Genomic DNA, 20,207 nt, shown 5'->3' with positions numbered 1-20,207 from the left:
TACAGTCACGGACGAGATGGAACCAGCGATACGCCGAAGGCGCGGACGGGGACGGGAGGCGGCCATCAGCAGCAACGGGCAGGCGAGTTGGACGCTGGCCGACGCGTTCGTCACGGAGGACGAGCCCCTGCTCCTCGCCCGCGACCGTGCGCGCGAGGCCGGGCTGCGTCCGGTGACGCCCGCCGCGGGCTCGGTGCTGCGGCTGCTCGCCGCATCGGTGGGCGCGAAGGCGGTCGCCGAGATCGGCACCGGCACCGGCGTCTCCGGCGTCCACCTGCTGCACGGCATGCGCCCGGACGGGGTGCTCACCACGGTGGACACCGAGCCGGAGTACCAGCAGGCGGCCCGCCAGACCTTCCGCGCGTCGGGTTTCGCGGTCAACCGCGCCCGGCTGATCCCGGGGCCGGCCCTGGACGTGCTGCCGCGGCTCGCGGACCTCGGGTACGACCTGGTCTTCTGCGACGCGGACCGCCTCGAGGTGCTGGAGTACCTCGCCGAATCGTTGCGTCTGCTGCGGCCGGGCGGTCTGGTGGTGTTCGCCGGGGTGCTGGCGAACGGGCGCACCGTGGGGACGGGGCCGCAGCCGACGGAGGTCCTGCGGCTGCGGGAGCTGATCCGCGAGGTGCGCGAGAGCGAGGACCTGGTGTCCTCCCTGCTGCCCGTGGGCGACGGCCTGCTCTGCGCCGCCAAGCGCTGACCGGACCACGTGCGGCCCGGCGGCTTCCGGGAGAACGGCCGCTGCCCGGCTCCCTGAGGGGGAACCGGGCAGCAGGCGTCACGCTGAGTGGTGGTCGCGCGTCAGCCGACGACCTTCTTGAGGGCGTCGCCGAGCGCATCCGCCTCGTCCGGCGTCAGCTCGACGACGAGCCGACCGCCGCCTTCGAGCGGAACGCGCATGACGATGCCCCGCCCCTCCTTGGTCACCTCGAGCGGGCCGTCGCCCGTCCGCGGCTTCATGGCCGCCATGCTCGTTCCCCTTCCTGAAACCAGCTCAACCGCCGTGCCGGAAGACCTTGAGGAGGACGCGCCTCGAAAAGGGCTCGCCCGTCCCCGAGGCGGGGCAGGCGTCACCGGCATCGAACACATTGCTTCCCGGCCATTATCCCGCATCTCACGCACCAATGACCAACATCAGTCCGCATCGCTTGCGCAACGCGCGAGGCCAAAACCACTCAATTCGGGGATGTCACTGCGATACTGCGCCCCCGATCCGACCTGCCGCGACCGAATGGTGACCGGAATTCTTTGTCGGAGGTCACACCCCGGCCACCGTTCGGCCTCCCGAATGTCCGCCATGCTGTCCTCGGACCGCAAACCGACGGAGGGAAGTCGAGATGGCCGACACCGTGCTCTACGAGGTCAGCGACGCGCTGGCGATCATCACCCTGAACCGCCCCGAGGCGATGAACGCGCTCGACGTGGAGACGAAGGTGGCGCTGCGCGAGGCACTGCGGAGTGCCGCCGCGGACCCCGCGGTGCGGGCGGTGCTGCTCACCGCGGCCGGCGACCGGGCGTTCTGCGTGGGCCAGGACCTCAAGGAGCACATCGAACTGCTCGCGGCCCAGGACTCCGGTGAAGGGGGCGGTGAGGACGCCGGCCGGCTGAGCACGGTCGGTGAGCACTACAACCCCATCGTCCGCGCGATCGCCGGGATGGCGAAGCCGGTGGTGGCCGGCGTCAACGGGGTGGCCGCGGGGGCGGGCTTCGGCTTCGCGCTGGCCGCCGACCACCGGGTGGTCGCCGACACCGCCAAGTTCACGACCTCCTTCGCGGGCGTGGCGTTGACCGCCGACTCCGGCGTTTCCTGGACGCTGCCGCGGGTGGTCGGCCCGGGCCGTGCCATGGACCTGCTGCTCTTCCCCCGCTCCATCGACGCCGAGGAGGCGCTGCGGCTCGGCGTCGCCGACCGCGTGGTGCCGGCCGCGGAGCTGCGCGCGGAGGCGGAGAAGGTCGCCCGCCGGCTCGCCGAGGGACCCACGGTGGCCTACGCGGCGCTCAAGGAGTCGGTCGCCTACGGCATGACCCACTCGCTGGAGGAGACGCTGGAGAAGGAGGACGAGCTGCAGGGCCGGGCCGGCTCCTCGGAGGACCACCGGATCGCCGTGAAGGCGTTCCTCGACAAGGAGCGCCCCCGCTACCTCGGGCGCTGACCGGGTGCGCCGGCCCGTCCGGCGCCGCCCGCCTCGTCAGCCCTGCCCGGCCTCGCGCATCGCGCAGTCGGCCAGGTGGTCGTTGGTCAGACCGCAGGCCTGGAGCAGCGCGTAGGCGGTGGTGGGGCCGACGAAGCGCAGCCCGCGGCGCTTGAGCTCCTTGGACAGGGCCGTCGACTCCGGTGTCACCGCCGGGACGTCGGCGAGGGTGCGGGGGGCCGGGCGCGGCGCGGGCGCGTGGGACCAGATCAGCTCGTCGAGCTCGCCCGGCTTCCAGTCGGCCAGCACGGCGGCGTTGGCGAGGGTGGCGTCGATCTTGGCCCGGTTGCGGATGATCCCCGGGTCGGCGAGCAGCCGGGTCCGGTCCTCCTCGGTGAAGGCCGCCACCTCGGCGATCCGGAACCCGGCGAAGGCGGCCCGGAAGCCCTCCCGCCTGCGCAGGATGGTCAGCCAGGACAGGCCCGACTGGAAGGCCTCCAGGCAGAGCCGCTCGAACAGGGCGTCGTCCCCGTGGACCGGGCGGCCCCACTCCTCGTCGTGGTAGGCGAGGTAGTCGGGGGCGGACAGCCCCCAGGGGCAGCGCGGCAGTCCGTCGGGGCCGGGCACGGCGCCGGAGGCCGCCCGGGTGGTTTCCGGCGCAGCCTCGGGGACGACGGGTGGTTCGGCAGGGCTCATCGGGCCTCCCCGGGGGCGTCCGGCCCCTGCTCGTCGCGCGGGCCGTCGTGCTCGTCGCTCTCCTGGACGCCGGCGTCGGGGGTGTCGGTCCCCGTGTCGGCCACGGTCTCGTCCGGCTTCTCCTCCTCCGCGGGGGCGGCCGCGGAGGAGGCGGAGGTCGCGGGCTGCTCCTCACCCTTGACCAGGAGGTCCCCGGGCCGCTCCGCCGCCTCGCCGTCCCGCACGGCGAGGCGCGTCGCTCCGGTGGAGCCGCGGGCGGCGCCCAGGGCGGACTCCAGCGAGGCGATGCGCTCGTCCCGGAAGTGGAGTTCGTGGGCGAGCCGGGCGAGGACGTCGTCCACGTCGCCCATCCGGTAGCCCCGCAGCGCGGGGGCGAAGCGGAGCTCGTGCACGTCCCGCGCGGTGACCGCCCGCTCGTGGGGCAGGGCGACGTGGAGCGCGTCCGGCGGCGCGTCGGGAAGCACGTCGCGGTCACCGCCGCCGACGACGGCCAGAGTGGTCGCGGTCACCACCACGGCGAGCGCGACGACCAGGATGAGAAACGTTGCCAAGGCTGCGGCCCCCCGCGTGTCGTAGTTGCCAGGGGTCCGATCGTGCCATGCCGCGGCTGCGGTTAGGGTCGCAGACAGCCGAAGACCGGAAGACCGGACACCGGACGTACGTAGAGGAAAGAGGCCGTACGGGATGCTCAGGCTGGGCAGGCGTGAGTTCGAGGCGCACGAACCGGTGATCATGGCCATCGTGAACCGGACGCCGGACTCCTTCTACGACCGGGGCGCCACCTTCCGTGACGAGCCCGCTCTGGCCCGGGTGGAGCAGGCGGTGGCCGAGGGTGCGGCGATCATCGACATCGGCGGTGTGAAGGCCGGTCCCGGCGAGGAGGTCAGCGCCGAGGAGGAGGTCCGCCGCACGGTCGGTTTCGTGGCCGAGGTGCGCCGCCGCTTCCCCGACGTGGTGATCAGCGTGGACACCTGGCGGCACGAGGTCGGCGAGGCGGTCTGCGAGGCCGGCGCGGACCTGCTGAACGACGCCTGGGGCGGCGTCGACCCGAAGCTGGCCGAGGTCGCCGCGCGGTACCGGGTCGGCCTGGTCTGCACGCACGCCGGCGGCGCCGAGCCGCGCACCCGGCCGCACCGGGTGACCTACGAGGACGTGATGGCGGACATCCTGGCGGTGACCGTCTCGCTGGCCGAGCGGGCGGTGTCGCTGGGCGTGCCCCGTGAGTCGGTGCTGATCGACCCCGGGCACGACTTCGGCAAGAACACCCGGCACAGCCTGGAGGCGACCCGCCGGCTGGGCGAGATGACGGAGACCGGCTGGTCGGTGCTGGTCTCGCTGTCCAACAAGGACTTCGTCGGCGAGACGCTGGACCGTCCGGTCAAGGAGCGGCTGCTGGGCACGCTGGCCACCACGGCGGTGTCGGCCTGGCTGGGCGCCCAGGTCTACCGGGTGCACGAGGTCGCGGAGACCCGGCAGGTCCTGGACATGGTGGCCTCCATCGCGGGCCACCGCCCGCCGGCGGTGGCCCGCCGCGGCCTGGCCTGACGGCGCGTCGGGCGGGCGCCGCGTCGGCCGGGCGGGCGGAATCCGGTGGGGGCGGGACCGGTCTAGCGCTCCGTTTCGCGGGAGAGGAGGGCGACGGCCTCGTCCACGTCGTCCGTGAGGTGGAACAGGTCCAGGTCCTTCTCGGAGCACTTGCCCCCGGCGACCAGGGTGGACTTGATCCAGTCGGCCAGGCCGCCCCAGTGCTCGGTGCCGAACAGGACGATGGGGAAGCGGGTCACCTTGCCCGTCTGGACCAGCGTGAGCGCCTCGAAGAGCTCGTCCAGGGTGCCCAGGCCGCCGGGCAGGACGACGAAGCCGCGCGAGTACTTCACGAAGCAGGTCTTGCGGACGAAGAAGTACCGGAAGTTCAGCCCGATGTCGCAGTACGGGTTGAGCCCGCTCTCGAACGGCAGCTCGATTCCCAGGCCCACGGAGACTCCCCCGGCCTCCTGGGCGCCCTTGTTCGCGGCCTCCATGGCGCCCGGGCCACCGCCGGTGATCACCGCCCAGCCCGCCTCGGCCAGGCCACGGCCCAGCCGGACGCCCGCCTCGTACTCGGCCGAGTCGGGGCTGGTGCGGGCGGAGCCGAAGACGCTGACCGCGTGCGGCAGCCCGGACAGCGCCCGGAACCCCTCGCCGAACTCCGCCTGGATCCTGGCCACCTGCCAGGCGTCCCGTTCGGTCCACCCGGACGCTCCGTCCGGGTCGAGGAGTCTGCGGTCGCTGTCCCCATCGTCACCGGCGTTACGGGCCGCCGGACCCGCCTGCTCGGTCTCCTCGGCCTCGACCGGGTCGAGGCCGTGCAGAAGGTAGCCCCGCCTCTCCTGGCGCACCGACACCTTCGTTCCCTCGGAGTTGCCTGTGGTCATGGGCTCTCCCCTCCGTGACGGGTTCTCCGCGTTCCTCCGCAGAGAGTAGGTCTACGCGGGTTACCCGCTGGGGACGCGAACATGTCCGCCGTGTGCCGTCCGGTACCCGTTTCGGTACGAATCCGCCGACTCCGGCGCCGCGCCTCAGCCGGTCAGCCACTCCCGCAGACGCCGCTCGGCCTCGGGAATCATCGACGCCAGGACCCGCTCGTCCCTCTTGTGGGCGAGCAGCGGGTTGCCGGGACCGTAGTTGACGGCCGGAACGCCCAGGGCGCTGAAGCGCGAGACGTCCGTCCAGCCGAACTTGGGCCGCGCCACCCCGCCGACGGCCTCCATGAAGGCGCGGGCGGCCGGGTGGGAGAGGCCGGGCAGGGCGCCGGGGCTGTGGTCGTCGATCACGAACTCGTCGATCGGGCAGCCCGCGAACACCTCGCGGACGTGCGCGACCGCCTCCTCCTCGCTGCGGTCGGGGGCGTAGCGGAAGTTCACGGTGACCGTGCAGACGTCGGGGATGACGTTGCCGGCCACGCCGCCCTCGACGGCCACCGCGTTGAGGCCCTCGTGGTACTCCAGCCCGTCGATCACCGGGCGGCGCGGCTCGTAGGCGGCCAGGCGCTCGAGGATCGGCGCGGCGGCGTGGATGGCGTTGGCGCCCATCCAGGAGCGCGCCGAGTGGGCCCGCTCGCCCTTGGTCCGCAGCTTCACCCGGAGGGTGCCCTGGCAGCCGCCCTCGACCTCGCCGTCGCTGGGCTCCAGCAGGACCGCGAAGTCGGCCTCGAGCCAGTCGGGGTGGGCGTCGGCCACGTGGCCCAGTCCGTTCAGACTGGCGTCGACCTCCTCGTTGTCGTAGAAGACGAAGGTGAGGTCGCGGTTGGGCTCGGGGACGGTGGCGGCGATCCGCAGCTGGACGGCGACGCCCGACTTCATGTCACAGGTGCCGCAGCCCCAGAGCACGCCCTCCTCGTCCAGCCGCGAGGGCACGTTGCCGGCGATGGGCACGGTGTCGATGTGCCCGGCGAGCACCACCCGCTCCGGGCGGCCGAGGTGGGTGCGGGCCACCACGTTGTTGCCGTGCCGGTCGACGGTCAGGTGGGGCAGCTTCCGCAGCGCCGCCTCGATCGCGTCGGCGAGCGACTTCTCGTCGCCGCTCTCGGAGGGGAGGTCCACGAGCCGCGCGGTCAGGCGGGCGGCGTCCGACGAAAGGTCAAGCTCGGTTTCGGCCATGGCCCCGACCCTAACCCGCGCACACCTGAGAGAGGTTGTCCACAGGGGCTCGGGCTCCCTGGCATACCTCCGTTACCGTGTTACCCGTGACAGAGACGTCAACCGCCCCCAAGCGCCGTGGTCGCCTCGTCCGTTTCGGGGCGGCCCTGATCGTGCTGTTCTCCCTCGCGGGTTACTTCGCCGCCCGGCACATGCCCGGTGGCGGAGCCGGTCCCTCCGGGCCGGGCTGCGAGGTGGTGGCCTCGGGCGGGCGGGGTGAACCCGCCCGGTACGAGTTCACGCCCGAGCAGGCGGTGAACGCCGCCACGATCACGGCCGTCGGCACCGCGCGCGAGCTGCCCGAGCGGGCGGTCACCATCGCCCTGGCGACGGCGCTGCAGGAGTCCGCGCTGCGCAACATCCGCTACGGCGACCGGGACTCCCTCGGCCTGTTCCAGCAGCGGCCCTCGCAGGGCTGGGGCAGGCCGGCGGAGATCATGGACCCGGCGTACGCGGCCGGCCAGTTCTACGACCACCTCGTGAAGGTCCAGGACTACGCGGACCTGCCGCTGACGGTGGCCGCGCAGGAGGTGCAGCGCAGCGCCTATCCCGACGCCTACGCCAAGCACGAGCCGGACGCGGAGCTGCTCGCGGCGGCGCTGACCGGCCGCAGCGCGGCCACCCTGACCTGCTCGGGGCCGTCCGCCGCGGACGCGCCGGCCCGTCCGGACGCGGTACGCGCGGCGCTGACCCGGGACTTCGGCACCGAGGTGCTGGGCAAGGCCGCGGCGGAGGTCTCCGCCGGCCGGGGCGCGGACGCCCGGCAGGCGGACGCCCGCAGGACCGGGGATGCGCCGGGCCGCGTCTCGACGGCAGGCTCGCGGGAGTCGGCGGCGTCGAAGTCGCCCTCCCCCGCGTCCGACCGGACGGTGACGGTCCCGGTGGCGGAGCCGGGCGCCCGGCAGCGGGGCTGGCAGTTCGCCCACTGGGCGGTGGCCAACGCCTCCGACCTCGGCATCGCGCGCGTGACCTACGGCGGCCGGGTGTGGACGGCGGACCGGGGCGACTGGCAGAAGGCCGAGGGCGACCGTTCCCCGGGCGCGCACGGCTCCCCGGGCTCCGACGCCCGGGTCAGCATCGTGACCTCACGCTAGACGGCCACCCCCCGTCGTCGCGCAGACGTACGACGGGTCACTCCGTAGGGCCAACTCCACGACCGCCGCCCGGCACCGGGCGGCGGTTTTCGCACTGGTGGCCCACCGGACGCCGGATCCGTTGGGACAGCGGCGGCGGAAGGTTTCCGCAGCGAGCCGGACCCTGTCCGGAACGCCCCGTTCCGTCCGCAGCCGATTATGCGACGCATTGCCAACTCTTTACGGCGGCGGTCCGCAACCTTCGCCCCGCCCGGTCCGTAATCACTGCGTCCGCCTCACCGGACCCTGACCTGGCGGTCGCCCCGCGAGGCGGCCGCGGACCGAACACAAGGAGCACCATGTCCCTTCCCCTGACCCGCCGGATCGCCCGCGCCGCCCTCCTCGTCGCCGCGAGCGCCGCCCCCGTCGTCGGTGCGGCCGGCGCCGCGCAGGCCGCCCCGGCGGTCCCGGACCTGGCTCCGCTGTCGGCGCTGGACGGCGCCGGCGACCTGGGCTCCGCCCTGAGCGGCGTGACCTCCCACGCGACCGGTCTGGCGGGCCAGGCCGGTGACGCCTTCGAGGGCGGCACCGAGGTCGCCGAGGGCGGCGTCGGCATGGCCACCAAGGCCGCCGAGGGCGCGCCGGACGTCCAGCAGGTGGTGGGCGGCGTGGCCGGGCAGGCGGGCACGATGGTCGGCGACGCCACCGGCGAACTCCCGGTGGGCGACCTTCCGGTCAGCACCCTCCCGCTGCCGGTCTGACGCCGCCCCGCGGAACGGCAGGGCCCCCGGCGCGCACGGCGCCGGGGGGCCTCGGGCCTATCCGGCGGATCATGCACGTGGGTCGCGGGGCCTGGCACGCACTCCCCCACGCTCGGCTTCGCTCGCGCGGGAGGGACCCCCACGCGGCGTTGTCGTCGGTCGACGACGCTCCGCGTCGCCTCCCTCCTCCGCCTTGCAGCCGCACGCCCCAGCCCCCGCTCAGGCCCGCTGACAAGCGAAACCGGCAGCAAGAACGGCATGATCCGCCGGACAGGCCCTAGCTGTCTCCCGGGGGCGTCAGCCCAGGCGGGCCGCCGCGGCCGCCACCCGCTCGTCGGTGGCGGTGAACGCCACCCGGACGTGGCGCTCGCCGGCCGGGCCGTAGAAGTCGCCGGGGGCGACCAGGATGCCCAGCGAGGCCAGGTACGCCACGGTGTCCCAGCAGGACTCGTCGCGGGTGGCCCACAGGTACAGGCTGGCCTCGCTGTGCTCGATGCGGAAGCCGTGCCGCTCCAGCGCCCCGCGCAGCGTCCCGCGCCGGGCCGCGTACCGCTCCCGCTGCTCGGCCACGTGGGCGTCGTCGCCCAGCGCGGCCACCACGGCGGCCTGGGTGGGCATGGAGGTCATCATGCCGCCGTGCTTGCGCAGCTGGAGCAGCGGCATCAGCACCGCGGAGTCGCCCAGCAGGAACGCCGCCCGGTAGCCGGCCAGGTTGGACCGCTTGGAGAGCGAGTGGACGGCCACCAGGCCCTCGTACGAGCCGCCGCAGACGTCCGGGTGGAGCACCGACACCGGGTCGGCCTCCCAGCCCAGTTCCAGGTAGCACTCGTCGGAGACGACCAGCACGCCGTGCTCGCGCGCCCAGGCCACGATCCGCCGCAGCTCCTCCTTGGGCAGCACGCGGCCGGTCGGGTTGGACGGCGAGTTCAGCCAGAGCAGCTTGAGGCCGGCCGGGTCGAGGTCGGTCGTCGGGTCGTCGTAGGCGACGTGGTGGGCGCCTGCCAGCCGGGCGCCGACCTCGTAGGTCGGGTACGCCAGCCGCGGGAAGGCCACGGTGTCACCGGGGCCGAGCCCCAGCTGGATCGGCAGCCAGGCCACCAGTTCCTTGGAGCCCACCACCGGCAGCACCTGCCGGTGCGTCAGGTCGTGCGCGCCGAGCCGGCGCCCGGCCCAGCCGGTGATCGCGTCACGCAGCTCGGGGGTGCCCCAGACCGTCGGGTAGCCCGGCGAGTCGGCCGCGGCGGCCAGCGCCTTCTGGATGAGGTCCGGCACCGGGTCGACCGGCGTGCCGACGGAGAGGTCCACGACGCCGTCCGGATGCCCCGCCGCCGTCGCCTTGTAGGGCTCCAGCTTGTCCCAGGGGAAGTCCGGCAGGCGGCTCAGGAGCTCGGACACGGGTATCGCTCACTTTCCTCGTGCCGCGGCGCCCGCGGCGTGGGGGCGGAACGCCACGGTCCCGCAGGCGATCGCTGCGGATCGCCGTACGGGACCGAGGGGGAGCGGTCCCGGGGGACCGCTCCGACGGGTTCCGCTACTGGTTCTGCGGGGGCAGCGCGGCGACGAACGGGTGGTCGCGCTCGATCAGGCCCAGCTTGCTGGCCCCGCCGGGAGAGCCGAGCTCGTCGAAGAACTCCACATTGGCCTTGTAGTAGTCCTTCCACTCGTCCGGCGTGTCGTCCTCGTAGAAGATGGCCTCGACCGGGCAGACCGGCTCGCAGGCCCCACAGTCGACGCACTCATCCGGGTGGATGTAGAGGGAGCGCTGCCCCTCGTAGATGCAGTCGACCGGGCACTCCTCGATGCACGCCTTGTCCTTCACGTCGACACAAGGCTGCGCGATGACGTAGGTCACGCTGTCGTTCCTCCTCGATAGGGCGCTGGCGGGCCTCCGCAGGCTCCGCCGCCTGGCGCGCGGGAGCGCGGCGTCGTCGATGCCCGCCCCTAGTATCTCCACTTCGGGACCCGAACCGAACACGAGGGGTGAACCGACCCGTGGAATTCTCCACCGCAGCTCGAGCCGCGCTGCACCTTACCGGCTCTGACGTGGGCAAACGCGTCTCCGTGCGGCGGCTCGCCGAAGAGGGCGTCGCGGGCGCGAAGTTCACCGACACCGTCGGCGTTCTCACATCATGGGACGACGGCGTGCTCCTGATCACCCGTCGGAACGGCGAGCGGGTGCGGATCGAGGAGTCCGCCCTCGTGGCGGGCAAGGTGGTGCCCGACGCCCCGGCCCGACGCCGCGGTCCCGCCGCCGCCTACCCGGAGCTCTCCCGGGTCATCGCGCGGGCCTGGCCGCCGGTGGAGAGCGAGCCGCTCGGCGGGTGGGTGCTGCGCGCCTCCTCCGGGTTCACCCGGCGCGCCAACTCGGTGCTCCCGGTGGGCGACCCGGGTGGGGACCTCGACGAGGCGCTGACGGCCGTCCGCGCCTGGTACGCCGAACGGGGGCTGCCCGCCTACGTCCAGGCGGCGACCGGCGCGGAAGGAGCCGACGAACTGCTCTGCGCCGCGCTGGAGGACCGTGGCTGGATACGCGAGGTCTCCGCGGAGGTGTGGATCGGCGGTCTGGCCCCGGTGGCCGACGCCGTGGAGCCGGCGGGGACCGGGCCGGGTGCGGCCTCGGTGGAGTTCTCCCGGCACACGAGCGACGCCTGGCTGGCCCGTTACCAGCGCAAGGGCGTCGGCGAGGCGGCCCGCCGGGTGCTGGAGGGCGGCCCCTCGGTCTGGTTCGCCACCGTCCCCGGTGCGGACGGCGAGCCGCCCGCGGCCATCGGGCGCTGTGTGGTGGACGGCCGGTGGGCCGGGTTCGCCGCCGTCGAGGTCGCCCCGGAGCGACGCCGTGAGGGACTGGCGACGCGGGTGATGGCGGCGCTCGCCGGGAAGGCGATGGAGGAGGGCGCCTCGGCGGGCTGGCTCCAGGTGGAGACCGACAACGCCGGGGCACGGCGGCTCTACGACACCCTGGGCTTCGCCGCCCACCACACCTACCACCACTACCGCTCCCCCGAGGCCTGAGGAGGCGACCGCACGGCATGCTGACCCCCGAACCTCCCACCCCGGCCGCGCTGGGGCAACGCGCCCGCTGGACCGCGCGGTTCGCCGCCGAGGCCCGCGCCGAGCGTCCCGACCTGGTGATGCTCTGTCTGCTGATCGGCGCGGTCGCGGACGACTCGCTCGACGAGACCGGCATGGACGAGGCGCAGATGGAACTGGACCGGCTGGCCGGGCTGCTGCCCTACCGGCCGGGCGGCCCGCGCGAGTGGGCCGAGGCGGCGCGCCGGCTGCTCGGCGAGGCCGAGGGCTTCGGCGGCGGCCACGCCGACTACCGCGACCTGCGGTCCTCGCTGCTGCACGAGGTGCTGCGGCGCAGGCGGGGGCTGCCGATCCTGCTGTCGGTGGTGTGGACCGAGGTCGCCCGCAGGGCCGGCGCCCCGGTCCACGGGGTGGCGCTGCCGGGCCACTTCGTCGTCGGCTTCGGGCCCGCGGACGATCCGGCGCGGCAGGTGCTGGCCGACCCGTTCGCGGGCGGGCGGCTGCTGACCGGCGCCGATGCCGAACTGCTGGTGCTGGACGCCACGGGCGACTCCCCGGACCCGGCGGACCCCTCGGTGTGGACGCCGGCCCGGCCGCTGGAGGTGGTGATGCGGATCCTCAACAACATCCGGGCCTGGGCGGCGGCCCGCCCCGAGCAGTCCGCGACCGCGCTGTGGGCGCTGGAGCTGTCGCTGCTGCTGCCCGCCCGGCCGGCGAACCTGCGCCACGAGTACGCCCAGCTGCTGATCGCCCGGGGCGAGTTCACGGCCGGGGCGGAGGAGCTCGAGGTGTACGCCGACGTGGTGGAGGCGGTGGACGAGGAACTGGCCGAGCGGGTGCGCGGCCAGGCGCGCGCGGCCCGCGCCCGCCTCAACTGACCCGCCGGCCCGCCCGGGTACCCGAACGGGTCCGCCCGCACCGCCCTCGGGGGCGGTGCGGGCGGACCCGTCGGTGCGGCCGAACCGCGGTCAGCTGGGGTCGGTGTCGATGACGGCGACCCGCTGGGTGGTGCTCTTCAGGGCCGGGCGCAGCGCGCCGATGACGTCCTCGACGGTCACCGGCGTCTTCTTGCCGGTGCCGCGGGTGATGAGCACGCCGTCGAAGGTCTCGCCGTACAGCTTCTCCAGCTCGGCCTTGTCGTAGCTCTCGACCAGGCGGCCGTCGACGGCCTGCACGCGCAGGAAGCGCCAGAGCGAGTTCTGCGGGCTGAAGGAGATGGTGTGCGCGGCGTCGGTCTGCACGGTCACCAGACCGGACATGGCGGGCTTGGCGAACTCCTTCATCATCCGGTCCACCTCGGCGTCCGGGACGCTGGGCTCGCGGGTGGCGACCGGCAGCTCCACGGCCCCGGCGTCGCCGGTGGCGACCTGTCGGCGGTAGGCCTCCTTGACGGCGGGGACGGCCTGCTCGACGTCGAGCCCCTTGCCGGGCTTGCCGTGGACCGCGACGGCCTTGCCCGCCTTGAACTCGATGCCGCCCTCGGTGACCGAGCCGGCGCCGCCGGCGGCCTCCTGGAGCGCGGCGCGCAGCTTCTCGGAGTCGACCGGCATGTTGGGCTCGATCTCGCGCTGCTGGCCGAAGAGCGAGCCGATCACCGAGACCGGGTTGTAGTCGCTCTTCGCTGCGGCGCCCACGGTGGCCCGGGTGTCGAGGTCCAGGCCGGCCTGGTCGGGCTCGAGGCTGACGGTGTCGCCCTCGACGGTGAGCTGCAGGGGCTTGTCCGCGCGGTCGCCCAGTGCCTGGTCCAGCTTGTGCGCGGCCTCGTCGCGGGTGCCGCCGCCTATTTCCACGCCGAGCACGGTGGTGCCCTTGGGCACGTCGGAGTGGTTCAGCAGCAGTCCGGCGCCGTACGCCACGGCGCACAGGGCCACCAGGCCGCCGCCGAGCAGGACCAGCTTGTTGCGGCCCTTCTTCCGCGCGGGCTGCGCCGCCGCCGAGGCGGGCACGGGCGCCGGGTGGGGGGCCACGGGACCGCCGGGCCTGCCGGGCGGCGGCGTGGCGGGACCGCCGTGGACGCCGCCGGCCGGACCGCCCGGGCCGGCCGGACCGGAGCCCGCGGGCACCCGGGGAAGGCCGCTGGTGAGGGTGTCGCCGGAGATGGTGTCCCGGCGGGGGGCGCTCGGAGCTCCGGTGCCGCCGCCGGGGAAGGGGCGCTGCGGGGTGAGGACCGTGGTGTCGTCGCTCAGGCCGCCGCCGAGGTTGGGGGTGAGCGGGCCACTGCCGGTGACGGGACCGCCGGTGGGACCGGTGGGACCGGTGGGGGCCTTCGGCCCCGCTCCCGGGCCGGCCTGCCCCCCGCGCGGAGCCTGGCCGGCGCCCGGGGCCTGACCGCCGCCCGGCGTCTGCCCGCCGCCCGGGGTCTGACCGGCACGCGGCGTCTGCCCGCCACCCGGGGTCTGACCGGCACGCGGGGCCTGACCGCCGCGCGGGCCGAGCGGCCCGGCGTTGAGCGCCTCGGTGACGTCGACCGAGCCGGTGCCGCCGCCGTGGCCGGGAGCCACCGGTCCGCCGGTCGCGCCGGGGAGCCCGGCGCCGTTGGTGCCGCCCTGGCCGCCCGGGCGCGGGGCGCCGGGGGCGTTGGACGCGCCGGAGGGACGCGGGGCGCCCGGCGGGCGCTGTCCGGTGGGCGCGCCGCCGCCGGGGCGGGGCGCGGTGGGGCGCTGCGGCAGGGCCGGGGCTTCCGCGGCGGGCGTGCGGCTCCGGCCGCCGGCCGCCGGTGCGCCGCCCTGACCGGGGGCTCCGCCCTGGCCCGGTGCGCCGCCCTGGGAGGGCGTGGACGGGCCCGGCAACGCGGGCCGGCCCGGAGCCGTCTCGGGCGCGCCCTGCGGCGGGGCCGCGGGGGCCTTGCGCGGCGCGAACCAGTCGCTGGTCTTCTCCTTCGCCGGGGCGGGAGGAGAGGACGGGGAGGACGGCGTGCCGCCGGGCGCGGCGGACGGGGCGTCGGCCCGCCCGGAGGGCGCGGCGGGACCGCCCGCCTCGGGCTGATCACCCGGGGCGGAGGATCCGTCGCCGACCGGCTGGCGTACCACCACGGGCGGGATCGGCCGGGACCCGGGGATGTTGATCTTCACCCGGGTCGTCAGTGTGGTCTCGGTCTTCCGCTCCTCGGGGCGCGACGGCTCGGAGGGGTGCGAGGATCCGCCGGGCCCGTTGGGCGTGGGGGACGGACTGTCAGTTTCACGACTCAAGGCAGGTTCTCCCGGTTGGCTCCGCCGCCCGTCACGACCTCATAGCGGGCTTCTCGGCGGCGCGCTCCACGATACTGGCCGCTTCCCGCGGGTAACCCACGGCCGAGGGCTTTCCCGTCCCGGGGGGCGCCAGGACGGCGGGACGAAGCGGGACGTCTCTCCCAAGTCGGGCGGCGCGTTCAGCGGTTGCGGCCGCCCCCGAGGGTGGCGCAGATCATAGCGACCACCATTCCGCCGAGGAGGAACAGGTAGGGCCGCAGGCTCGCGGCGAACACGAAGTCGCCCTCGGGCCGGCTGGTGGTGAGCAGCACGACCGCGGCCAGCCACCCGACGACCGGCACCGCCGCGCCGGCCCGGGTACCCGTCAGACGGGCGCCGCCGAGGAAGGTTCCGGCGGCCCCGGCGAGCGCCAGCAGCAGCCCGGCGGGGAAGAAGGCGCCCTGCACCAGGGCGCCGGCCACCCCGACCAGGGCGCCCAGCAGGAGCAGCCCGGCGTACGCGGCGGTCCGGCCGGCCGACGGCATCCGCAGCGGCTGGGCCAGCAGGCTTCCGGCGGGCCGCTGCCCCGGGCCCTGGGGGTTCGCACTCATGCGGCGCCTTCCTGGTGCGCGTCGGACACCGGGGCGGCCCCGGCGAACAGGTCGGTCTCGACGCCCGGCCCGCCCGGCCGCCCCTTCACCAACTGGTAGTGCTCCACCGCGAACAGCGGCTGGGCCAGGTCGTTGGAGAGCGCGAACCAGGGGCCGTGGACGGCGATCTGGGTGGCGTGGGCGGTCATCGCGGCGGCCTTGGCGGCGGCGTGCGCCGTGCCCTCGGCGTCGAGCCGGGCGGTGACCAGCGACGGGTCGTCGACGATGCCGGGCAGGTCGTCCACGGCGGCGGCCGCCGGGAACGGGAGGCCGGGGAGCGCCTCGCGCAGGCGGGCGAACGCCTCCTCGGCGACCGCGCGGGGCATCCGGGTCCAGTAGACCTTCGGGATGTCCCAGGCCTCGCCGAGGTCGGGGCGCAGCCCCGGGTCGGCGGCCAGTTCGGCCGCGCGCATGGCGACGCGGTGGGCCTGGACGTGATCGGGGTGGCCGTAGCCGCCGTTCGGGTCGTAGGTGACCAGGACCTGGGGGCGGATCTCACGGATCACGGCGACCAGGTGCTCGGCGGCCTCGTCGACGGGGGCTCCCCAGAAGGCTCCCGGTGCGTCGTTGTCGGGCAGGCCCATCATCCCGGAGTCGCCGTAGCGGCCCGCCCCGCCGAGCAGCCGGACGTCGTGGACGCCCAGTTCCCGCATGGCGGCGGCCAGCTCCTGACGGCGGTGCGCGCCCAGGGCCGCGCCGGACAGATGCGCCAGCTCGGGAGGGATCACCTCGCCGAGCTCGCCCAGTGTGCAGGTGACCAGGGTGACCCCGGCGCCCTCGGCCGCGTAGCGGGCCATGGTGGCGCCGTTGTTGATCGACTCGTCGTCCGGGTGCGCGTGCACCAGCAGCAGGCGGCGAGCGGGCGTTTCCGTCATGGGGCCAGCTTAGGCGGGAGCCCAAGGCCCGGCGGAACGCCCCGGCGCACTGCCTGGTGTACGCCGCCGTCCCGGGGGTATGCGGGACGGTGGAGGACGCCGGGTCAGAACTTGAAGCTGCCGATCATGCCGGCGATGTTGTTCGTCAGCTCGCTGATCGTGGGGGCCACCGACGAGGCGGCGAGGTAGAACCCGAGCAGCATGCAGACGATCGCATGCCCCGCCTTCAGCCCCGACTTCTTGATCAGCAGGAAGACGACGATCGCCAGCAGCACCACCACCGAGATCGAGAGTGCCACGGCGGTTCACCTCCAAAGCTCCCTAGGACACTGGCAGTCGGACCGAAGGGGCGACAAATCCTTCGCGCAGCCAGCAGGTTGATACCCACCGGACGGCAGTGATCATAACTATCCGGGGCAACGCATGAGTCGGCGCACAGCCGCACAAGGGGGGCGCATGGCCAATATGGTCGGGTCATGCAGACGGACACCGAATCCTTCCCCCGGCGGTATGCCCGCACCCAGCGATTCACCCTCGGAGCGCCCCGCGCGTTCACCGTCGCACCCGACGGCTCACGGGTCGTCTTCCTCCGCTCGCGTTCCGGCACGGACCGGGCGGGCGCCCTGTGGGTGCTGGATCTGCGGCCCGGCCAGGACCCCTCGGAGCGGCTCGTGGCGGACCCGGTCGCGCTGCTCGGCGGCGGCGAGGAGGACCTGTCCCCGCAGGAGCGGGCCCGGCGCGAGCGGAGCCGCGAGGGCGGCGCCGGCATCGTCTCCCACGCCACCGACGCCGCCGCTGGTTTGGCATGTTTTGCCTTGTCAGGGCGGCTTTTCTGCGCTTCGACGACGGACGGGGCGGTGCGTGAGCTGAGCGTCCCCGGGCCGGTGACCGACCCCCGCCCCTCCCCCGACGGACGCCTCGTCGCCTACGCCGCGGGCGGCGCGCTCCGGGTCGTGGGAGCGGATGGCGAGGGGGACAGGGTGCTGGCGGAACCGGAGTCCGGGACGGTCGCGTACGGGCTCGCCGAGTTCGTCGCGGCGGAGGAGATGGGGCGCGACCGGGGCTTCTGGTGGGCCCCCGGGTCGGACCGGCTGCTGGTCGCCCGGTACGACGACGCGCCGGTCCGGCGGTGGTGGATCGCCGATCCCGCGAACCCCGGCAGCGAACCGCGGGCGCACGCGTACCCCGCGGCCGGAACCCCCAACGCGGACGTACAGTTGTTCGCCCTGGACCTCGACGGCGGCCGCACGGAGGTCCTCTGGGACCGCGAGGCGTTCCCGTACCTGGCACGAGTGCACTGGTCAGCGGCCGGTTCGCCGCTGGTCCTGGTGCAGAGCCGGGACCAGCGCACGCAGCTCACCCTCGCCGTCGACCCGGACACCGGGGCCACCCGCACGGTGCTGCGGGAGAAAGATCCAACATGGCTTGAATTGTTCGCTGCCACGCCCTGCTGGAGCCCGGGCGGGGAGCTGGTGCGGATCACCGACGAGAGCGGGGCGCGGGCCCTGGCAGTGGGCGGGCGCACCCTCACCGACGCGGGGCTGCACCTGCGGGCGGTGCTGGACGTCGGTGAGGACGACGTCCTGGTGTCCGCCTCCGCAGGCGAGGGGGCGCCGGAAGCGGAACTCGGCGAGGTGCACGTCCACCGGGTCACCGCGGACGGGGTGGAGCGGGTGTCGCAGGAGCCCGGCGTCCACACGGCGGTGCGTGCGGGCGGGGTGACGGTGCTGGTGTCCTCGGTGCTCGACCGGCCCGGGGCGGTGGTGCGGGTGCTGCGGGACGGCGTGGAGGTCGCGCGGATCGCCTCGCACGCCGCGGACCCCGGCCTGACCCCCCGGGTCTCCCTCACCGAAGCGGGCGCACGGCGCATTCCGTGCGCCGTGCTGTTGCCCGCGCACCACCGTGCGGGCGATCTTCTGCCCGTCCTGATGGACCCCTACGGTGGCCCGCACGGGCAGCGTGTGTACGCCGCCCACAACGCCCATCTGACCTCCCAGTGGCTCGCCGACCAGGGGTTCGCGGTGATCGTCGCGGACGGGCGGGGCACGCCGGGGCGCTCGCCCGCCTGGGAGAAGTCCGTCGCCGGCGACCTGACACTCGCCCTGGAGGACCAGATCGACGCCCTCCACGACCTCGCCGAGCGGTACCCGCTGGACCTCTCGCGGGTCGCGATCCGGGGCTGGTCGTTCGGCGGGTACCTCGCCGCGATGGCCGTGCTGCGGCGGCCGGACGTCTTCGCCGCGGGGATCGCGGGGGCGCCGGTCAGCGACCTGCGGCTCTACGACACCCACTACACCGAGCGGTACCTCGGCGACCCGGCGGTGGACGGCGACGCCTACGCGGCGAGTTCGCTGGTGACGGACGAGGGGCTCTCCGGGGCGGCGGAGACGGTGCGGCCGTTGATGGTGATCCACGGCCTGGCGGACGACAACGTGGTGGTCGCGCACGCGCTGCGGCTGTCGTCGGCGCTGCTGGCGGCGGGGCGTCCGCACGAGGTGCTGCCGTTGTCGGGGGTGACGCACATGACGCCGCAGGAGCGGGTGGCGGAGAACCTGCTCCTGTTCCAGGTGGACTTCCTGCGGCGGGCGTTGGGGGTTGCGGCGGTGCGGGGCTCCGCGGTGGGGTGAACCGGGGGCCCCGCCCTGGCGCGGGCCTGCGCCCCGGGGGGCGGGCCGTCCTCCGCGGAGGGAGCCCTCACCTGGGCCCGGTGGAGCGAGCCGCTCGCCGCGGAGGCTGGGGCCTGCGCCCGCCCTCCCCCAAGCTCTCGACTTCGCTCGAGCAGGGGGGACCCCCATCGCCCTCTGGGCGGCCCAGCCGCCCGCAGGAGGGTTGGGCCGGCCGCCCGCAGGGGCTGAAGCGCAGACGCCGCAAGGGGGTAAGGCGCCGCCGCCCGCAGGAGGGTTGGGCCAGCCGCTCGCAGCGGGGCGGGTCGGTCACTGCCCGCGGACGGTGAAGGCGGGGACGGGCCGGGGCTACTGGAGGGCCCCGGCCCGGTTCACGGCACCCGCACGGCCGTACGGGACATAGTCTTCCGCGGCCGTGTGGCGCGCGGGAGTCCACCCGGTTGCCGGGCTGTTAAGGCTGGTCCGGCGGCACGACCCGCTTCTCCTCGGCGAAGTGACAGGCCGACGGATGGGCGGCCGGACCCCCCTCACCGCGGAACGCCTCCGGGACGGCGAGCAGCGGGACCTCGTCCACGCATCGCTGCTGCGCCTTCCAGCAGCGGGTGCGGAAGCGGCAACCGGAGGGGATGTTCGTCGGGGAGGGCACGTCCCCGGTGAGGATGATCCGCTCGCGGCGGTCGCGGGCCCGCGGGTCGGGAACGGGGACGGCGGAGAGCAGGGCCTGGGTGTAGGGGTGCGTGGGGTGGTCGTAGATCTGCCCGTCGGTGCCGATCTCCACGATGCGGCCCAGGTACATCACCCCCACCCGGTCCGAGATGTGCCGGACGACGGACAGGTCGTGCGCGATGAAGACGTAGGCGAGGCCGAACTCGTCCTGGAGCCGCTCCAGCAGGTTGACCACCTGCGCCTGGACCGAGACGTCCAGCGCGGAGACCGGTTCGTCGGCGACGATGATCTCGGGGCGCAGCGCGAGGCCCCGCGCGATGCCGATGCGCTGGCGCTGGCCGCCGGAGAACTGGTGCGGGTAGCGGTTGATGTGCTCGGGGCTGAGGCCCACCACCTCCAGCAGCCCCTGGACGCGGCGCCGCCGGTCGCCCTTGGGCGCGACCTCGGGGTGGATGTCGTAGGGCTCGCCGATGATGTCGCCGACCGTCATCCGGGGGTTGAGCGAGGTGTAGGGGTCCTGGAACACCATCTGGATGTTGCGGCGGACGGCCTTCAGCGCGCGCCCGGACAGCCGGGTGACGTCCTCGCCCTTGTAGCGGATCGCCCCGGCGGTGGGGCGTTCGAGGTTGACCAGCATCCGCGCCACCGTGGACTTGCCGCAGCCGGACTCCCCGACGATGCCGAGGGTCTCGCCGCGGCCGAGGGCGAAGTCGACGCCGTCGACGGCCTTGACCGCGCCGGTCTGCTTGCGGAAGAGGATGCCCCGGGTGAGCGGGTAGTGCTTGACGAGGCCCTCGACCTCGAGGATCGGCTCGGTCGTCGTGTCCGTGCCGGGCACGGGCGCCATGGTGGCCATAGG

General features: G+C 74.6%; 20 protein-coding genes. 8 read left to right on the top strand and 12 right to left on the bottom strand.

Annotated elements, in window-relative coordinates; genetic code table 11:
* Positions 1-16: 16 nt before the first annotated feature.
* A complete protein-coding gene (locus ABT026_RS15095; RefSeq protein WP_351114799.1) occupies positions 17-697 on the top strand; it encodes an O-methyltransferase in 681 nt (226 codons plus the stop codon).
* Positions 698-798: 101 nt separating this feature from the next.
* On the opposite strand, the gene ABT026_RS15090 is transcribed toward ABT026_RS15095, so the two are convergent.
* A complete protein-coding gene (locus ABT026_RS15090) occupies positions 799-966 on the bottom strand; it encodes a DUF3117 domain-containing protein (RefSeq protein WP_003966491.1) in 168 nt (55 codons plus the stop codon).
* Positions 967-1,334: 368 nt separating this feature from the next.
* Between ABT026_RS15090 and chcB the strand changes: the two genes are divergently transcribed.
* Positions 1,335-2,150 carry a 2-cyclohexenylcarbonyl CoA isomerase gene (chcB, locus tag ABT026_RS15085; protein WP_351114798.1) on the top strand — a complete coding sequence of 272 codons (816 nt, stop codon included), beginning with the start codon at positions 1,335-1,337 and terminating at the stop codon, positions 2,148-2,150.
* A 36-nt stretch (positions 2,151-2,186) separates the two neighbouring features.
* On the opposite strand, the gene ABT026_RS15080 is transcribed toward chcB, so the two are convergent.
* Entirely contained in the window at positions 2,187-2,825 is a 639-nt protein-coding gene (locus ABT026_RS15080; RefSeq protein WP_351114797.1) for a DNA-3-methyladenine glycosylase I, read from the bottom strand.
* Positions 2,822-3,376 carry a DivIVA domain-containing protein gene (locus ABT026_RS32165; protein WP_502967978.1) on the bottom strand — a complete coding sequence of 185 codons (555 nt, stop codon included), beginning with the start codon at positions 3,374-3,376 and terminating at the stop codon, positions 2,822-2,824. Before ABT026_RS32165 ends, ABT026_RS15080 begins: the two co-directional genes overlap by 4 nt.
* A gap of 133 nt (positions 3,377-3,509) precedes the next feature.
* Between ABT026_RS32165 and folP the strand changes: the two genes are divergently transcribed.
* Positions 3,510-4,370: a dihydropteroate synthase gene (folP, locus tag ABT026_RS15070; RefSeq protein ID WP_351114796.1), complete on the top strand. Its 861-nt coding sequence runs from the start codon at positions 3,510-3,512 to the stop codon at positions 4,368-4,370.
* 62 nt (positions 4,371-4,432) lie between these two features.
* Here the strand turns inward: folP and ABT026_RS15065 are convergent, their stop codons facing one another.
* Together ABT026_RS15065 and dapE are read right to left on the bottom strand one after the other, a co-directional pair.
* Positions 4,433-5,239: an LOG family protein gene (locus ABT026_RS15065; RefSeq protein WP_351114794.1), complete on the bottom strand. Its 807-nt coding sequence runs from the start codon at positions 5,237-5,239 to the stop codon at positions 4,433-4,435.
* Between the two features lie 144 nt (positions 5,240-5,383).
* Complete coding sequence (dapE, locus tag ABT026_RS15060) at positions 5,384-6,463, bottom strand: succinyl-diaminopimelate desuccinylase (RefSeq protein WP_351114793.1); 1,080 nt, start codon at positions 6,461-6,463, stop codon at positions 5,384-5,386.
* A gap of 86 nt (positions 6,464-6,549) precedes the next feature.
* Between dapE and ABT026_RS15055 the strand changes: the two genes are divergently transcribed.
* Positions 6,550-7,596 carry a VldE C-terminal domain-containing protein gene (locus ABT026_RS15055; protein WP_351114791.1) on the top strand — a complete coding sequence of 349 codons (1,047 nt, stop codon included), beginning with the start codon at positions 6,550-6,552 and terminating at the stop codon, positions 7,594-7,596.
* Between the two features lie 338 nt (positions 7,597-7,934).
* A complete protein-coding gene (locus ABT026_RS15050) occupies positions 7,935-8,336 on the top strand; it encodes an ATP-binding protein (RefSeq protein ID WP_351114790.1) in 402 nt (133 codons plus the stop codon).
* A gap of 297 nt (positions 8,337-8,633) precedes the next feature.
* On the opposite strand, the gene dapC is transcribed toward ABT026_RS15050, so the two are convergent.
* Both dapC and fdxA read right to left on the bottom strand, forming a co-directional pair.
* Positions 8,634-9,731 (bottom strand): succinyldiaminopimelate transaminase, encoded by a 1,098-nt coding sequence (gene dapC, locus ABT026_RS15045; RefSeq protein ID WP_351114788.1) that lies wholly within the window; start codon positions 9,729-9,731, stop codon positions 8,634-8,636.
* Between the two features lie 136 nt (positions 9,732-9,867).
* On the bottom strand, positions 9,868-10,188 hold the full coding sequence (fdxA, locus tag ABT026_RS15040; RefSeq protein WP_077966227.1) for a ferredoxin: 321 nt from the start codon (positions 10,186-10,188) through the stop codon (positions 9,868-9,870).
* 140 nt (positions 10,189-10,328) lie between these two features.
* On the opposite strand from fdxA, the gene ABT026_RS15035 reads away from it, so the two are divergent.
* Together ABT026_RS15035 and ABT026_RS15030 are read left to right on the top strand one after the other, a co-directional pair.
* Positions 10,329-11,348 (top strand): GNAT family N-acetyltransferase, encoded by a 1,020-nt coding sequence (locus ABT026_RS15035; protein WP_351114787.1) that lies wholly within the window; start codon positions 10,329-10,331, stop codon positions 11,346-11,348.
* Positions 11,349-11,365: 17 nt separating this feature from the next.
* Positions 11,366-12,244: a transglutaminase-like domain-containing protein gene (locus tag ABT026_RS15030; protein WP_351114785.1), complete on the top strand. Its 879-nt coding sequence runs from the start codon at positions 11,366-11,368 to the stop codon at positions 12,242-12,244.
* A gap of 90 nt (positions 12,245-12,334) precedes the next feature.
* Here ABT026_RS15030 and ABT026_RS15025 read toward each other — a convergent pair whose 3' ends face one another.
* The 4 genes from ABT026_RS15025 to ABT026_RS15010 form a co-directional block, all read right to left on the bottom strand.
* Positions 12,335-14,554, bottom strand: coding sequence for a hypothetical protein (locus ABT026_RS15025; protein ID WP_351114784.1), 2,220 nt, complete (start codon positions 14,552-14,554; stop codon positions 12,335-12,337).
* 179 nt (positions 14,555-14,733) lie between these two features.
* The gene (locus tag ABT026_RS15020; protein ID WP_351114783.1) at positions 14,734-15,144 is read right to left on the bottom strand and encodes a DUF6113 family protein; all 411 of its coding nucleotides are present in this window, start codon (positions 15,142-15,144) and stop codon (positions 14,734-14,736) included.
* Positions 15,141-16,058 carry an N-acetyl-1-D-myo-inositol-2-amino-2-deoxy-alpha-D-glucopyranoside deacetylase gene (gene mshB, locus ABT026_RS15015; protein ID WP_351114782.1) on the bottom strand — a complete coding sequence of 306 codons (918 nt, stop codon included), beginning with the start codon at positions 16,056-16,058 and terminating at the stop codon, positions 15,141-15,143. Before mshB ends, ABT026_RS15020 begins: the two co-directional genes overlap by 4 nt.
* A 104-nt stretch (positions 16,059-16,162) precedes the next feature.
* Entirely contained in the window at positions 16,163-16,357 is a 195-nt protein-coding gene (locus ABT026_RS15010) for a hypothetical protein (protein WP_166021337.1), read from the bottom strand.
* A gap of 177 nt (positions 16,358-16,534) precedes the next feature.
* Here ABT026_RS15010 and ABT026_RS15005 point away from each other — a divergent pair, with 177 nt between their 5' ends.
* The gene (locus tag ABT026_RS15005) at positions 16,535-18,685 is read left to right on the top strand and encodes a prolyl oligopeptidase family serine peptidase (protein ID WP_351114780.1); all 2,151 of its coding nucleotides are present in this window, start codon (positions 16,535-16,537) and stop codon (positions 18,683-18,685) included.
* A gap of 448 nt (positions 18,686-19,133) precedes the next feature.
* On the opposite strand, the gene ABT026_RS15000 is transcribed toward ABT026_RS15005, so the two are convergent.
* Positions 19,134-20,204: an ABC transporter ATP-binding protein gene (locus ABT026_RS15000; protein ID WP_351114779.1), complete on the bottom strand. Its 1,071-nt coding sequence runs from the start codon at positions 20,202-20,204 to the stop codon at positions 19,134-19,136.
* Between the last annotated feature and the right edge of the window lie 3 nt (positions 20,205-20,207).

Source organism: Streptomyces sp. NPDC002734, assembly GCF_040295685.1.
Classification (GTDB): domain Bacteria; phylum Actinomycetota; class Actinomycetes; order Streptomycetales; family Streptomycetaceae; genus Streptomyces.
Note: the sequence above shows the minus strand (reverse complement) of the source record. Positions and strands in the feature narration are given on the sequence as shown.

Coding starts and splice junctions, on each gene's coding strand:
- ABT026_RS15095 (WP_351114799.1), top strand. CDS start 17: ATGGAACCAGCGATACGCCGAAGGCGCGGACGGGGACGGGAGGCGGCC.
- ABT026_RS15090 (WP_003966491.1), bottom strand. CDS start 966: ATGGCGGCCATGAAGCCGCGGACGGGCGACGGCCCGCTCGAGGTGACC.
- chcB (WP_351114798.1), top strand. CDS start 1,335: ATGGCCGACACCGTGCTCTACGAGGTCAGCGACGCGCTGGCGATCATC.
- ABT026_RS15080 (WP_351114797.1), bottom strand. CDS start 2,825: ATGAGCCCTGCCGAACCACCCGTCGTCCCCGAGGCTGCGCCGGAAACC.
- folP (WP_351114796.1), top strand. CDS start 3,510: ATGCTCAGGCTGGGCAGGCGTGAGTTCGAGGCGCACGAACCGGTGATC.
- ABT026_RS15065 (WP_351114794.1), bottom strand. CDS start 5,239: ATGACCACAGGCAACTCCGAGGGAACGAAGGTGTCGGTGCGCCAGGAG.
- dapE (WP_351114793.1), bottom strand. CDS start 6,463: ATGGCCGAAACCGAGCTTGACCTTTCGTCGGACGCCGCCCGCCTGACC.
- ABT026_RS15050 (WP_351114790.1), top strand. CDS start 7,935: ATGTCCCTTCCCCTGACCCGCCGGATCGCCCGCGCCGCCCTCCTCGTC.
- ABT026_RS15030 (WP_351114785.1), top strand. CDS start 11,366: ATGCTGACCCCCGAACCTCCCACCCCGGCCGCGCTGGGGCAACGCGCC.
- ABT026_RS15020 (WP_351114783.1), bottom strand. CDS start 15,144: ATGAGTGCGAACCCCCAGGGCCCGGGGCAGCGGCCCGCCGGAAGCCTG.
- mshB (WP_351114782.1), bottom strand. CDS start 16,058: ATGACGGAAACGCCCGCTCGCCGCCTGCTGCTGGTGCACGCGCACCCG.
- ABT026_RS15005 (WP_351114780.1), top strand. CDS start 16,535: ATGCAGACGGACACCGAATCCTTCCCCCGGCGGTATGCCCGCACCCAG.
- ABT026_RS15000 (WP_351114779.1), bottom strand. CDS start 20,204: ATGGCCACCATGGCGCCCGTGCCCGGCACGGACACGACGACCGAGCCG.